12 protein-coding genes and 1 pseudogene are annotated in these 14,338 nt (G+C 35.2%); 1 reads left to right on the top strand and 12 read right to left on the bottom strand.

The genetic code is table 11. The features are described from left to right. From HMPREF1864_RS08735 to hisS, 8 genes and pseudogenes are all read right to left on the bottom strand, one after another. A pseudogene (locus tag HMPREF1864_RS08735) lies at positions 1-202 on the bottom strand (IS5/IS1182 family transposase); the annotation flags it as partial. A 140-nt stretch (positions 203-342) separates the two neighbouring features. After that, complete coding sequence (locus HMPREF1864_RS08730) at positions 343-2,874, bottom strand: S-layer homology domain-containing protein (RefSeq protein ID WP_231723523.1); 2,532 nt, start codon at positions 2,872-2,874, stop codon at positions 343-345. A gap of 318 nt (positions 2,875-3,192) precedes the next feature. Continuing rightward, positions 3,193-3,948 (bottom strand): ZIP family metal transporter, encoded by a 756-nt coding sequence (locus HMPREF1864_RS08325; protein WP_062572324.1) that lies wholly within the window; start codon positions 3,946-3,948, stop codon positions 3,193-3,195. A gap of 246 nt (positions 3,949-4,194) precedes the next feature. Further along, a complete protein-coding gene (locus HMPREF1864_RS08320) occupies positions 4,195-4,410 on the bottom strand; it encodes a hypothetical protein (RefSeq protein WP_062572323.1) in 216 nt (71 codons plus the stop codon). Between the two features lie 8 nt (positions 4,411-4,418). Continuing rightward, positions 4,419-4,958, bottom strand: a complete 540-nt coding sequence (locus tag HMPREF1864_RS08315) for a M48 family metallopeptidase (RefSeq protein WP_062572322.1) — start codon at positions 4,956-4,958, stop codon at positions 4,419-4,421. A 6-nt stretch (positions 4,959-4,964) separates the two neighbouring features. Further along, entirely contained in the window at positions 4,965-6,428 is a 1,464-nt protein-coding gene (gene cls, locus HMPREF1864_RS08310; protein ID WP_062572321.1) for a cardiolipin synthase, read from the bottom strand. A gap of 20 nt (positions 6,429-6,448) precedes the next feature. Then, entirely contained in the window at positions 6,449-8,272 is a 1,824-nt protein-coding gene (gene typA / locus HMPREF1864_RS08305) for a translational GTPase TypA (RefSeq protein ID WP_062572320.1), read from the bottom strand. A 195-nt stretch (positions 8,273-8,467) separates the two neighbouring features. Then, positions 8,468-9,775, bottom strand: a complete 1,308-nt coding sequence (gene hisS, locus HMPREF1864_RS08300; RefSeq protein WP_062572319.1) for a histidine--tRNA ligase — start codon at positions 9,773-9,775, stop codon at positions 8,468-8,470. 240 nt (positions 9,776-10,015) lie between these two features. Between hisS and HMPREF1864_RS08295 the strand changes: the two genes are divergently transcribed. Then, entirely contained in the window at positions 10,016-11,239 is a 1,224-nt protein-coding gene (locus tag HMPREF1864_RS08295; RefSeq protein WP_062572318.1) for a sodium/glutamate symporter, read from the top strand. A gap of 122 nt (positions 11,240-11,361) precedes the next feature. Here the strand turns inward: HMPREF1864_RS08295 and HMPREF1864_RS08290 are convergent, their stop codons facing one another. The 4 genes from HMPREF1864_RS08290 to HMPREF1864_RS08275 form a co-directional block, all read right to left on the bottom strand. Further along, positions 11,362-12,846 (bottom strand): aldehyde dehydrogenase family protein, encoded by a 1,485-nt coding sequence (locus tag HMPREF1864_RS08290; protein ID WP_062572317.1) that lies wholly within the window; start codon positions 12,844-12,846, stop codon positions 11,362-11,364. Between the two features lie 200 nt (positions 12,847-13,046). Further along, positions 13,047-13,523 (bottom strand): hypothetical protein, encoded by a 477-nt coding sequence (locus HMPREF1864_RS08285; protein WP_062572316.1) that lies wholly within the window; start codon positions 13,521-13,523, stop codon positions 13,047-13,049. Beyond that, the gene (locus tag HMPREF1864_RS08280; RefSeq protein WP_062572315.1) at positions 13,516-13,734 is read right to left on the bottom strand and encodes a helix-turn-helix domain-containing protein; all 219 of its coding nucleotides are present in this window, start codon (positions 13,732-13,734) and stop codon (positions 13,516-13,518) included. The genes HMPREF1864_RS08285 and HMPREF1864_RS08280 overlap by 8 nt, the downstream gene beginning before the upstream one ends. A gap of 8 nt (positions 13,735-13,742) precedes the next feature. Continuing rightward, positions 13,743-14,213 (bottom strand): DUF2975 domain-containing protein, encoded by a 471-nt coding sequence (locus HMPREF1864_RS08275; RefSeq protein ID WP_062572314.1) that lies wholly within the window; start codon positions 14,211-14,213, stop codon positions 13,743-13,745. Between the last annotated feature and the right edge of the window lie 125 nt (positions 14,214-14,338).

Here is a 14,338-nt window from a genome sequence, read left to right as displayed (position 1 = left end):
TGAATAGTATTTTTATTAATACTACTGGATCGATGCTTGGTCTTCCGTTATCTAGTGAGTATTTATATTCTACTAATTCATAGATGAAATTAAAGTCTATGTATTTGTCTATTTTTCTTAATATGTGATTTTTTGGTACAAGTTGTTCTACTGATATGATCTGTACTTGATCTGTTTTTCTTTTATTGTTTTTTGATAGCATGTGACACCTACTTTCTTAATTCATTTTTACCCTTTTTTCTGTAAATTCAGATGATTTCATTAAAAAAAGCAGACTTTTTTGCCTGCTTTGTCATCAGTCTGAGGACTCACAAGAGTCCTTTCTTTCTCCTATTTAATAGTTTATTCGATTATCTCTTTCCATTCTTCCATATTATTAGATAATCTTAGATATTTATGAGTATGATAAGCTTCAACAAGTTCATAGTAACCCCAGTGTCCCTTGTAAGACATATCCTTATAATTATGAATTGAATTTTGATTTGCATCGATGAAATTCTTGTCAGGGAATCTGTCATACAATTTATTTAACATTGTGGCAACTTCTGCTCTTGTAATAGTGTTATCTGGTTTGAAAGTTCCATCAGGGTAACCCTTAATTCTTTCATTGCCATAAGCTTGGTTAATGGCAGCTTCAAACTTGTGACCTTTAACATCATCAAATGGAGCTACTGCACTGTTTTTCTTGTCAATATGGCTAATTAACTCGGCAAGTTCAGCTCTAGTAATCTTGTCATTAGGTCTGATGTTTTCGCCTTCTTTTTCTAACAAATAACCAGCCTTAAATGCCGCATTAATAGCACCATTGTACCAAAGATTTTCTTTAGTATCTTTATAAATCTTAGCAGACTTATCGCTTAAGTCTAATTTTTGAAGTCTTGCGACTACTGCAATAGCTTCAGCTCTTGTCATATCACCATTAGGTCTAATTGTGTCATCAGGATATCCAAAGATATACTTGTCATGAATATTTTCTTTTTTATCAGCTCGAACAAATACAGGATAAGTTTCTATATATTCATGAACCTTTGGTTCTGTAGGTTCAGGAATAGGAGCTGACTTTTTAGAACATAAAACTGTAAATGTTACATCATCTGGGTCTCCACCTTTTTGTGAATAAAGAAAGTCTCTTCCACCTTCTTCTTGAATAGCCTTCCAATTTACAAAAAGAGAATATATATTTGTGTCATATTTTCTTCTTAGGACGTCATCTTTTAAAAGATTTGGTATAACTTCTCCAAATATTTCAGGATGCTTATCTAACATATAATCAATTGCATCTTTTATTTTTTGATTATCTTTGTTAAAGTGAAGAGTGCTTGTCCAAGTTTCATCTTGAACTACAACATCATTACCAAATTCTTTACGCAGTTCATCCTTATATTCATTCGCTACCCAATCGTCCACATCAGTAATAAATGTAAATAGTACTTTTCCCCCTAATTTACCCTTTATCGTATACTTTTCATTTTCTTTTGCTTCATCTGAAAATTTTAATCCTGGAATGTCTAAATAAAATGTAGAATCCACAGACCCAATAGTATTACTTAAATCATATAAAGATGGCATTTTTTTCTTTGCTCCTTCAGTTAAAGGCATCTCAATTTTTAAAATTGTTTCCTTACTATCAGGATCTGTACTTCTCTCAACTTTTGAAATGTAAAAAACATCTTTGGAACCTTTTAATTTTAATGATTTTTCATCTATATTTTTAGGAACTATTATTTCTTTAGGAAATCTCAAAGTAGTTGAGAAAACACTACCTAGATTGAGTGCTGGCCAAAACCTAAAAATTTGCATTTTGCTAAATTCTACGCCACCATTTGGCATTCCTATAAAAGCAAAGGGGTCTGTTACTGCTTTCTTAATACTTGATACATCTAGTTTTGTAGTTAAATTAAATTCTTCATCTTTGTTAATAGAGAAATACTTATTAGATCCGGTATCTTTCTCATTTGCCAAGATATCTCCATCTAATTTTTGATTTGCCGGAAAAACACTAACTTCTTGTGACCATTTAGATAAATCTATAGGAGATAAAACTCCCAAAAGTCCAAGGATTCCTTTGCCCTCCACTTGAATGGATTTAGATTTGTCAATTAACCTTAAATTTCGTTCTACTTCTGGAACATAATCCATAACTGTATCGCCTTTTTTATAATGGATTGCCATTGGAATCTCTACATTTAAGACAGGTTTGTTCCAATTTGCAGTTTCTGAATTTAAAGCTATATCTGTTTTTAATGTTTTAAATTTTGCTCTAAATATAAGAGTATTACCATCAATAATTGCTTCTTGTGGATCATATAATTGTGAAAGAAAACTATCTTCAGACCATTGAGCTTTTATTTCATCTTTGTTAAATTTCATATTTTTAGGTAACTTTACTTTAAGTTCGTAATAAGAATTTTCAAGATCCCAGTCAGTAGTATTCCATTTATTTGTAGCCTCAGCCAATTGTTCCTTTTTAAACTTATCCTTAGCTCCCCAATCATTTCCAAATTTCTCATCTAACTTTTTTTTGTCCTCTTCATTCCATTGATCATCTGGAACCCACATACCCATGGCTTTTCCCATAAATTCTTTGTAGGAATGTTCTAAAATGCCACCAGGTCCGAACGTATCGCTCGTTATTTTAAGTACATTTTTGTCGTCTTTGTCTTCAGTTATCTTCAAAAAAGTGTTTACATCTAAATTGTCCTTATCAATAGTAAATTCAACTTTGTTTTGTTTTTCAAATTTTGCACTTTCAATGTTACTAAGTTCTAGTTCAACCTTTCTTGCTTTCTCAGCAAAGACATTGAATGGCATAATGCCTACTAACATTACTAGAGCTAAAAATAAGCTCAATGATTTTTTAATTATTTTTTTCATTTGTAACCTCCTTTTATTAAAAAATCAAAAAGAGCAAGAAAACAAAGCTATTAAATAGCCAAATTTTCTTGCTCTTAAAAAATTATATTCAAATAAGGCGAATGAATTTATGATTTCGCCTGAATATACATCTATAGTTGTCTGTCTGTCTGTCTGTCTGTCTGTCTGTCTGTCTTGATTCTAAAGATTCTCCTCATATCTTGTCAAGTCCTTTTTTGGTCTTATATCATGAATATATCACTTTTACATTTTATTTTCAACATTGAAAAATATTTTAAAGAATAAATATATGTAAAAACTTGCCACTTAGGCAAGTCATCACACTAGGCTATCTAAAAACATCATTAATATAAATCCAAAAACTACCCCATAAGTTGATTCTCTCTCGTAGCCATTTGAGTGGGTCTCTGGTATGATTTCATCGCTTATTACAAAGAGCATGGCTCCTCCTGCAAGGGCAAGGATGAAGCCAAGAGTTGCAGAGAAGATGGAAACAAGTCCAACTCCTAAGAAGGCTCCAATGGGTTCAACAAGTCCTGTTAAAGTTGCAATAGCAAAGGCCTTCTTGCGGGTGTAGCCTTCACGAACAAGGGCAAGGGCAACTGCAAGTCCCTCTGGCATATTTTGTAGGGAGATACCAAGGGCAACTGAAAGACCATTTGCAATATTTTCACCGCCAAAGCTTACACCAGTTGCAAGTCCTTCTGGAAAGTTGTGGATGGCAATGGCAATTACAAAAAGCCACATCTTGGATAAGTTCTTTACCTCTGCTCCCTCATGCCTATTGTCTATTAAGTGCTCGTGGGGTGCAAACTTGTCTATTAGATCAAGTAAAAGAGCCCCGAAAAAAATTCCAAGTCCTGTTGACACAACTCCCATAGTTCCATTAGCTATCTCAAGACTTGGTATGACAAGGGAGAAGCAAGTTGCTGCAAGCATAACTCCTGCCGCAGCTGCAAGGAGAATGTCCAGTACCTTCTGGCTCACGCCCTTTGCAAAAAATATAGGGATTGCACCAACCCCTGTCATGAGTCCAGGCACCACACAGCCTAGTATAAGAAAAGTTAAATTCATTTAATCACCTTAATTAAAAGTTTTACATATTAATTATACCACATTAATAAATTTAATTTTTTGTAAAAAATAAAAGCACGAAGGTCGTGCTTTATTATAATTTTTTAAAATCTTATAAAGTTAAAAATTCTTATGAAGTTGAAAATTTTTGCAAAGTCATAAATTTTTATAAAGTTATAAATTCTTGTAAGGTCATAAATCTTTGTAAAGTTATAAATTCTTAGAAAGTCATAGACTTTTATAAGTTTATAAGCTATTAACTGCTCTTCTTATTCCACCGGCTAGCTCGTCAAAGAATTTTGAAACCTTGTCAAAGAGATCTCCTAGGTTAAAGTTTCTAATTCCACTGACAATTAAGTGTTTATCAATTCTTTGATTTCCAATAAAGATGGAAATGTTAAAAAGTTTCATTAGGATAAGAATTCCTGCTATTATTCCCAAAATTTTTAAAGCTTTTTTCATTTTATCACCTAGGTCTTTAATTCTCTTTCAATTTCTTCATAGTTTTCCATGTACTTCTTGCACTCATTTATAAAATTCTTGTCGTGATGAAAGAATCTTAAATGAACTAACTCGTGAAGGACAACTGCCTCAATTTGTTCCAGGGGTCTTGCTGCTAGGTAGAGATTTATTTTTATATCTCCCCTCTGTGGATAGCAGGTCCCCCACCTCATCTTCATCTTCCTTATCTCATAGGACTTGGCTGAGAGTCCCGTCAAGGCTTCGTATCTTGGAAAAATTTCATCCAAGACCTTATTTAGTTCTCGTCTGTAAATTTTTTCAAGTTCTTCTTCTGAGGTGAAGTTTACCTTCTGACCAAACAAGTGGTTCTTGTAGCGTCCCCTTCTCTCGTCTTCCCTCTTTAATCTCTCAATGACTTCCTCATTGTTTTCGATAAAGTCCTTTATGGCTCTGTCACTCATAGACCTTGGGGCAGAAATTTTTATTATCCCGTCTTCTACCCTCAGCCTAAGGGACCTTATCTTCTTTCTATTTATTTCTATATCCATTATATCCTATAATAGGGGAGATAAAAGTCTTGAAAAGGATTCACGTAGCTTAGTAAACTTTAATCTCTTGTCATAAGTTTCCTTAGTTATCTCTGTGCACTCTTCAAGATCTCTCTTAAAGTCTTCCTTTAATTTTTTATTTAATTCTTCGTCATATAAGAATGCATTGACTTCAAAGTTTAGTTCAAAGGACCTTATGTCAAAGTTTGCTGTCCCAACACTTGCTAGATAGTCATCTGAAATCATAACCTTTGTGTGAAGGAAGCCTCCTTCATATTGGTAGACGTGAGCTCCCCACTTTAAAAGTTCTCCCAAGAAGGAAAGTGATGCCCAGTGGACAAAGAGGTGGTCACGCTTGGCTGGGAACATTATGTTGACCTCAACTCCACTTAGGGCTGCAACCTTTATTGCCTTTAGGAGTCCATCATCGGGAACAAAGTATGGAGTTTGGATGTAAATCTCCTTCCTTGCAGAAGTTATTAATTTCTCGTAACCATTTCTTATGGAGTCTGCCTTGGTGTCTGGTCCACTTGTGACAATATTTATGTCTACTCCGTCTTCTATCTCTGGAAAAATTTCTGTAGTGAAGCCCTTGGTATAGTCTTCTGATGCAAACTTGAAGTCTAAGAAAAATCTCCAGGCAAGTCCATTGACTGCTGGACCTTCTATCCTTAGATGGGTGTCTCTCCAATAACCCATGGGACCCTTGGATACATATTCGTCGCCGACGTTGAAGCCACCAACGTAACCAATCCTCTTGTCGATTACAGCAATCTTCCTGTGGTTTCTGTAGTTGATGTGGGTGTTGATCTTGTCAATAATACCTGGAAAGAAAATGGCAAACTTAACTCCAGCCTCTTCAAGAGACTTCCTGTCCCTTAGCTTCATCTTCCTAACACCCATACCGTCAACTAATAAGTACACGTCAAGGCCTTCCTTGGCCTTTGACTTTAGTATATTCATAAATTCAGTGGAGAGTCCATCTGATTTAAAAATATAATATTGAACGTAGATAGTGTGTTTAGCTTTTCTCAAGTCTTCAAAGAGGGCTGCAAACTTTTCTACTCCGTCGTTAAATATCTTTACCTTGTTGTCAGTGTAGAGCATTTCGTTTTCTGCCTTATTGAACATCTCAACCATATCAATGTGGTTGGCAGTCCTAGCTTTTGAAAACCTAAATTTCTTCTTTTTTATATCTATTAATTGAGCCTTTGCTTCCTTGCTTAGGATCTCGTCCTTCTTATGTTTACCCTTAAATATTTTGGACTTTGAAATGTCCTGTCCTATAAAGAGGTAGAGGACAAAACCAAGAAGGGGCAGGAAGTTAATAGCCATTACCCACAAGAGGGTGGATACTGGCTTCTTGTTGTCAAATAAAATTATAAAGGTGGATACTAATAAGTTTACAATAAATAGTAGTGAATAAACTTGAGCAAAGTTTTTAAGCATCCCAAAATATGCACTAAACATCTTCCACTCCTGTCCAAAGATTATTTATTTTTCTTTGATTTATATCTTGTTTGTGAGTTTAAAATTTTCTTTCTAATTCTAAATTCATTAGGTGTAATTTCTATTAGCTCGTCATCTTCAATAAACTCTAGTGCTTCTTCAAGACTCATCTTCTTAACTGGAGAAAGTCTTAGGGCTTCATCAGAACCTGATGCTCTGACGTTAGTTTGTTTCTTTGACTTAGTAACAGAAACTTCAATTTCAATTCCCTTTGGTGATTCACCAACAACTTGACCTTCATAAACATCTTCCCCTGGTTCAACAAATAGGGTACCCCGATCTTGGGCATTGTTAAGTCCATAGGCTGAAGCTGTTCCTGTATCAAAGGAAACAATAGAAGCATTTACCCTTCTTGGGATTTCTCCCTTAAATGGCACATAGGATTCAAAAATAGAATTTAGGATTCCAGAACCCTTAGTGTCTGTCATAAATTCAGTCCTGTAACCAATAAGTCCCCTTGATGGAATGATGAATTCAAGTCTTTGATAGCCCCCATTAGGTTCAACAATGTTAACAAGTTCGCCCTTTCTCCTGCCAAGTTTTTCTATAACAGATCCAGCGTAGACATTGTCAACATCAATAGTAACTCTTTCTGTTGGTTCTAACTTTTTGCCATTTTCGTCGTATTTATAAAGAACTTGTGGCTTAGAAACTTGGAACTCATAACCTTCACGTCTCATATTTTCAATTAAAACTGAAAGGTGAAGTTCTCCCCTACCAGAAACCTTAAAGGAATCAGTGGATTCAGTGTCTTCAACCCTTAGTCCTACGTCAGTTTGTAGTTCTCTATGAAGTCTTGCCTTGATTTGTCTTGAAGTCAAGAACTTTCCAACTCTTCCTGCAAAAGGTGAATCATTTACAGAGAAGTTCATGGAAATAGTTGGCTCAGAAATTTTTACAAATTCAAGGGCTTCTGTATCCTCTGTTGAAGTAATAGTATCCCCAATGTTGATGTCTTCAATACCTGTTACTGCAACAATAGATCCTGAACGTGATGAATCAACTTCAACCCTGTCTAGACCTTCAAATTCATAGATTTGTGCAATCTTAATATTTTCTTTAAAGTCTGGATCAAGTTTGTTAACCCTTACAAGCTTGTCGTTTTCGTTAATAATACCTTGCTCGATTTTTCCAATACCAATTCTTCCAATGTAGTCATTGTAGTCAATTGTTGAAATTAGAAGTTTGAAAGGTTCATCATCTCTTTGTTCTGGTCCTGGAATGTAATTAATAATAGTTTCAAAAAGTGGATCCATACTTTCCATTTTGTCATCTACATCAAGAGCAGAAATACCTTGCTTTGCTGATGCAAATACAAAAGGACATTCAAGAACAGATTCGTCAGCACCTAGTTCAATAAAGAGGTCAAGAACTTCATCCACTACTTCAAGTGGTCTTGCTTCAGGTCTGTCTACCTTGTTGATGCAGACAATAACTGGAAGGCTAAGTTCAAAGGACTTCTTTAACACAAACTTAGTTTGTGGCATAGGACCTTCAAAGGCATCTACTAATAGGACAACACCATTTACCATTTTTAAAACACGTTCAACTTCGCCACCGAAGTCAGCATGTCCTGGAGTGTCAATAATATTAATCTTAACTCCATTGTGGTTGACGGCAGTGTTCTTGGAAAGTATAGTGATACCTCTTTCCTTTTCAATGTCGTTGGAGTCCATTACCCTGTCCTTAACTTGTTGGTTTTCCCTAAAGATACCTGACTGTCTTAGAAGGGCATCAACTAGGGTAGTCTTACCATGGTCAACGTGGGCAATAATAGCTATATTTCTTATATCTTGTCTTTTCAAAAATTCTCATCTCATTTCTTCATGTTTCTATCCTATTTTAAGCTTAAATAAAAAAAAGTGCAACAAAAAAGACCTATAAACTGTGAATTTATCAGTTTATGGGTCTTTTTTTGTGTTTTGGATATAATTAAGAAGCTTATGCAGGGAATAAGTCTGATGCGAATGAACAATGAGCATTAGACTTGTGACTCGCACTTACTTCTTAAATCTTTCAACTAACTCGTCAAAAGTTACATCAACCTGATCTCCTGAGTGCATATTTTTCAAACTATATTTTCTAGTTTTTATTTCTTCTTCGCCAAGAACTATTACATAGTCCACCTTTGTTTGGTCTGCATACTTAAATTTCTTCTTTAACTTCGCAAATTCTGTGTAGACAGAAACCCTCACTCCCTTTTCTTTCAATTCACTTAGGAGTTTAATGCCGTCATGGATGCAGTCATCCATTGGGATAATTAAAAGATCGACTAGGGATTTTTCTTCACTAGAAATTATTTTTGCTTCATTTAATTGATAAAAAAGTCTTGATAGTCCAATGGAAATTCCAACACCTGGTAGGGTCTTGTCTGTGTAGTAGCTTGCAAGGTCTTCGTATCTTCCGCCTGAGCAAACTGATCCAATCTTTGGATAGTTATCAAGAGTGGTTTCATAAACTGTTCCTGTGTAATAGTCAAGTCCTCTTGCAATCTTTAGGTCTATGTCAAAGCAATCTTCGTCTATGCCAAAGTCCCTCATATAAGCAATAACTTGTGTAAGCTCGTCAAGTCCTTCTTGGAAGATCTCATCTTCTATTTTTAATTCTCTTAATTGTTCAAGAATTTCATCTACAGTTCCCTTAATTTTTATAAATTCTAGGATTTTTTCTCCAGAATCTCTTCCTATTCCATTTTCTCCTAGTTCTTTAAGGACACTTTCTTCTCCAATCTTGTCTAACTTGTCTACCGTTCTTAAAACATTCATGGAGTCTTCGATGCCAAGTGATGCAAAGAAGCCCTTTAAGATTTTTCTATTGTTAAGGTGGATTGTGAAATCTGTAAAGCCTAGGTCCTTAAAAGTATGGAAGATAACAACAGGGAATTCTGCATCATTTACAAGAGAAAGTTCTCCCATACCAATTGTGTCAATATCACATTGGTAAAACTCTCTAAAACGTCCCTTTTGAGCCTTCTCTCCCCTGTAGACCTTTCCTATCTGATATCTTTTAAAAGGAAAGGATAGGTCGTTCATGTGCTCAACAGTGTATCTTGCAAGAGGAACTGTTAAGTCAAACCTAAGGCTCATATCAGTGTCTCCCTTTGAGAACCTGTAAATTTGTTTTTCAGTTTCTCCACCACCCTTTGCTAGTAGGACTTCAGATTTTTCTATAACTGGAGTATCTATGGGCAAAAATCCGTGCTTTTCAAAATTTTTTCTTATAATGTCCTTCATCTCATTAAAGAGAATTTGATCCTTTGGTAGTAGTTCCATAAAACCTGGAAGGGTTGATGGTTTTACAATTGTCATAATATCACTCCTGTTTATACATTTTCATTTATCTTCATATTAATAAGTATAATTTTATCACATTTACTTAGCTTTTTGTACTTTTGCTTGCTATTATGTGAAAGTTTTGAAATTTATAAACAATTTAATAGGATTTCCTTAAAATATTTATAAAAAGTGGATAATGTCTTTGACTTGCCAAATTTTATTCAGTATAATCGAATGGTTAACGCTTTTAACAATATATTTTTAGGAGGAAAAATGGAAAGAATGGTAATCGAATTCGGCATGTTTGAAACGCTGTTTCTTGGCGTAATCGGTATCTATCTTGGAGACTTCTTGAGAAAGAAATTTCCAGTATTAGTTAAATATTGTCTTCCTTCTGCAGTAGTGGGTGGCACTCTTATTTCAATTATCACTATGATTTTATACTACGCAGGTATTATGGAGCCTAACTTTGACTTCAAACTTGTCAACACACTATTTTATTGTTTATTCTTCGCAGCTAGTGGTGCTGCAGCCAGCCTTGCCCTATTAAAGCAAGGTGGTAAGCTTGTAGTTATCTTTGCTGTTTTAGCTGCTGTACTTGCAGCTTGTCAAAACGCAGTTGCACTTGGAGTTGGTGGCCTAATGGGGGTTAACCCACTTATCTCAATGATGACTGGTTCAATCCCAATGACAGGTGGCCACGGTAACGCAGCAAGTTTTGCACCAATAGCTGTTGAAGCTGGTCAAACTGCTGCTATGGAAGTTGCCATTGCATCTGCTACCTTTGGACTTATTGCAGGCTCACTTATTGGTGGTCCTTACGGTAACTTTATAGTTAAGAAATTTGGATTTGAAGACCCAGAACTAGATAATCAAGAAAACACTCTTGTTGATACAGCTAAAACTGTTTTGATGAACAAGAAGACTATGATTTCTTCTGTAAACATGATGGTTCTTGCTTGTGGTATTGGCCAATTGATTTTCTTGGGCCTACAAAAGGGTGGTGCTAACATTCCAATTCACGTTTGTTGCATGCTTGGCGGTATCCTTGTTAGAGTCTTTCTTGATAAGACAGGAAGAGTTACTGATTCACTTCTTGAAGCAATTGACACTGTTGGAGATTTTTCTCTTGCACTTTTCGTTTCAATGTCAATTGTAAGTATGAAGTTATGGCAACTTGCAGACCTAGGACCTCAACTAATCGTCCTTCTTCTTGCACAAGTTGTTCTTGTTCTAGTATTCACTTACTTCTTAACATTTAGACTACTTGGCAAGAACTATGACTCAGCCGTTATGGCAGTAGGTCACCTTGGTTTTTCAACAGGCGCTGTTCCAGTTTCAATGACAACTATGAAGACAGTTTGTGACAAGTACAGATTCTCTAAGCTTGCCTTCTTCGTTGTTCCAGTAATTGGTGGATTCATTTCAAATATTTCAAATGCACTAATTATTACTAAGTTCTTGGACATTGCAATTAAGATGAACGCAGGTATGTAAGAAAAGTTTAAAATCTTTTAAATTTAAAATTATTTTAATTTGAAAATTTAAGCACTCAAAAAGGGCTATAGCGAAAACTATAAGCCCTTTTTAATTACTCTATTTATTTACAAATTTTATTCTTAGTAAAGTCCTGAAGCTTTTTCAGAAGTATTAATGAAGATGTTCTTAACTTGTGAATAAGCATCAAGCATCATCTTGTGGTTTTCTCTACCAATACCTGACCTCTTGTAGCCTCCAAAAGGTGCCCCTGCTGGAAGTTGGTTGTAAGTGTTAACCCAAACTCTACCAGTTTCGATTGCTCTTGCAACTCTTATTGCCTTGTTGATGTCTCTTGTCCAAACAGCACCAGCTAGACCGTAGTCTGAATCATTTGCCATTTTTACAACTTCGTCTTCATCCTTGAACTTAATTACAACTGCAACTGGTCCAAAAATTTCTTCTCTTGCAACTTGCATCTTGTTATCTGCATTTGTGATGAGAGTAGGCATTGTGAAATAACCATTTTCTGTGCCATTCTTTGTTGCCTTTTCGCCACCAACGACAATTGTTGCTCCTTCTTTTCTTGCAACTTCTACATAACCAAGAACTTTTTCAGTTTGTGATCTATTTACTTGAGCTCCAACTTGAGTGTCTTCTTCCCAAGGTAGACCAACCTTGATGTTCTTGAATTTTTCAATTGCCTTTTCAACAAATTCATCATAGATATTTTCGTGAACGAAAACTCTTGAACCTGCACAACATACTTGACCTTGGTTAAATAAGATACCCATAGCAAGGCCATCTATTGCAAGGTCCATATCGCAGTCATCAAAGAAGATGTTAGCAGACTTACCACCAAGTTCTAGGGTAGCTGGAATTAATTTTTCTGCTGCAGCTCCTGCAATTTTGTAGCCAACTTCAGTTGAACCAGTGAAGGCAAGTTTTGAAAGTCCCTTATGATGTTGTAGGTATTCACCAGACTTAGATCCAGATCCTGTTACAACGTTGATAACTCCCTTTGGCACTACATCTTTTATCAACTTCATAAGTTCTAATAGTGAAAGTGAAGTTGTTGATGATGGTTTAATTACAACTGCATCCCCTGCTGCTAGGGCTGGAGATAATTTCCAGGCTGCCATCAAGAATGGGAAGTTCCATGGAATAATTTGACCAACAACTCCAAGTGGTTCACGAAGAACTATGGATAGGGTGTTTTCGTCAATGGCATTAGCAGTTCCTTCTTCAGCTAGGATTGCTCCTGCAAAGTATCTAAAGTGTTCAGATGCTAGTGGGATATCAACATTTTTTGTTTCCCTAATTGGCTTACCATTGTCAAGAGTTTCAACCATGGCAAGGTGATCAGCATTTTCATCAATTATATCGGCAATCTTGTTTAAGATTTTTGCTCTTTCGTATCTATTTGTCTTTTTGTATTGGTGGAAGCCTTCCCAAGCTGCCTTAACTGCCTTGTCTACATCAGCTTCACTTGCTTGGGCAATTGATGCAAGTTTTTCTCCATCTGCTGGACAAAATACATCTAATGTTTCCCCATTTTCACTTTCTACAAATTCTCCGCCTATAAATAGGCCATACTTTTTATCTAAATTAATCTTTGGTTTAGTCATTTTACACTCCTTATTTTACTTTAATGTGTCATATAAAGCTTTCACATTAGAAATACCCCTCATAATTAATTTAAAAACCCATAAGTATATATTTTTAATTTTTTACTTAGAGAAAGCTCTCTGATTTCTTTCACTAAAAAAAGACTCTTTGCGAGTCCTTTTTTAAAAATTTCTAATTGATTTTATTTATCAATTTTACTTTAAGTATCCCATTCTAAAAATAAAATTTCTCCCTTGTCCTCATCAAGTACTAGGGCAACGAAATTTCCATACATTCCTTCAAAAATATTCTCAGAAGTTGCTTTAAAATAAATTTCACTCTTCATATCAAGTGATGTGTCAAAACCTCTCTTCTTAACTTCTAAAAGACAAGTTTCAACTTGAGATTTTTTATTTTCATCTGTAATCTCGTAAGCCTTTAATTCCTCTTTTATTTCTCCAAGATCCTCCTTGTCAAAGGATAATAAAATTGCAGCTTCCCCATCTCCATGAAAGCTCGGCTCCTTATAGAATTCTCTTTCCCTCTTCACAGACTTGGGAAGTCTTATCCCAAATTCATTTTCCACTTCCTTCACTGCTTGGTCTCTTGGATCAGACAAGAAATATAAAAGGGGTATAGCGGCAAGAAAAATTATAAACATTGTAATTAAAATTTTTTTAAATTTTTTATCAGTCATCTTCATCACCCTCGTAGCGTAAAATATCTCCAACTTGACATTCTAGGACCCTACAGATTTCTGAAAGTGTAGAAAATCTTACAGCCTTAGCCTTATTGGTCTTTAAGATAGAAAGATTTGAAAGGCTTATGCCAACTTCCTCAGACAATTCTGTCAAAGTCATCTTGTTCTTTGCAAGTTCAACGTCTAAATCAACAATTATTTTTCCCATGGTCCACCTCAAATCGTAAGATCATTTTCTTCTTTTAAATCAATGCCTTCCTTGATGAGGTCGCACAAGAGAAGAAAAATTTGTCCCACAAGCATGGACACAAGACCTGCCCCAACAAAAATAAAATTTGTTATGGACCCATCGAGGTTGAAGTTGGTGTAAAGGATGGCGAGTATAGACAAGAAAAAAATTCCTATAAAGGATAGGGCAACAACTTGAAGATCAAAAAGGGTCTTCCTATCAAAAACTCTGTCCTCCCCATAATTTTTTAATGCCAAGAGTCCAAAGACTAGGGCAAGTATAAGTCCCAAGACCATGGCATTACACAAGACCATCATGGGATACTGCATATTCATAAACATTGGGTAGATTCCCGCCACTAACTTAGAAAATTTATAAACTCCATAGAGTCCGCAAGTTAAGATAAAAATAGCAAGAATCAAAAGTCCTCCAATAAATTTAACTCTAAAAGATTTCATAATAAGCTCCTTTCTTTTCCTTTATTATAATAAGTATTTTTATGTTTTTCAATAATTATTTATTGTTTATCAATAAATAATTTATCTTTTGCATCAAATTTATCAACTCACTTTCAATTTTTTAT

This window comes from Peptoniphilus sp. DNF00840 (assembly GCF_001553125.1).
Taxonomy (GTDB): Bacteria; Bacillota; Clostridia; order Tissierellales; family Peptoniphilaceae; genus Peptoniphilus_A; species Peptoniphilus_A vaginalis.
This window is presented reverse-complemented; position numbering and strand designations above follow the sequence as displayed.

Bases quoted from the DNA above. Each gene is read 5' to 3' on its own strand.
- HMPREF1864_RS08325 (WP_062572324.1), bottom strand. From the start codon at position 3,948: ATGAATTTAACTTTTCTTATACTAGGCTGTGTGGTGCCTGGACTCATG.
- HMPREF1864_RS08280 (WP_062572315.1), bottom strand. From the start codon at position 13,734: ATGGGAAAAATAATTGTTGATTTAGACGTTGAACTTGCAAAGAACAAG.
- cls (WP_062572321.1), bottom strand. From the start codon at position 6,428: ATGTTTAGTGCATATTTTGGGATGCTTAAAAACTTTGCTCAAGTTTAT.
- HMPREF1864_RS08730 (WP_231723523.1), bottom strand. From the start codon at position 2,874: ATGAAAAAAATAATTAAAAAATCATTGAGCTTATTTTTAGCTCTAGTA.
- HMPREF1864_RS08275 (WP_062572314.1), bottom strand. From the start codon at position 14,213: ATGAAATCTTTTAGAGTTAAATTTATTGGAGGACTTTTGATTCTTGCT.
- HMPREF1864_RS08295 (WP_062572318.1), top strand. From the start codon at position 10,016: ATGGAAAGAATGGTAATCGAATTCGGCATGTTTGAAACGCTGTTTCTT.
- HMPREF1864_RS08290 (WP_062572317.1), bottom strand. From the start codon at position 12,846: ATGACTAAACCAAAGATTAATTTAGATAAAAAGTATGGCCTATTTATA.
- HMPREF1864_RS08285 (WP_062572316.1), bottom strand. From the start codon at position 13,523: ATGACTGATAAAAAATTTAAAAAAATTTTAATTACAATGTTTATAATT.
- hisS (WP_062572319.1), bottom strand. From the start codon at position 9,775: ATGACAATTGTAAAACCATCAACCCTTCCAGGTTTTATGGAACTACTA.
- HMPREF1864_RS08320 (WP_062572323.1), bottom strand. From the start codon at position 4,410: ATGAAAAAAGCTTTAAAAATTTTGGGAATAATAGCAGGAATTCTTATC.
- HMPREF1864_RS08315 (WP_062572322.1), bottom strand. From the start codon at position 4,958: ATGGATATAGAAATAAATAGAAAGAAGATAAGGTCCCTTAGGCTGAGG.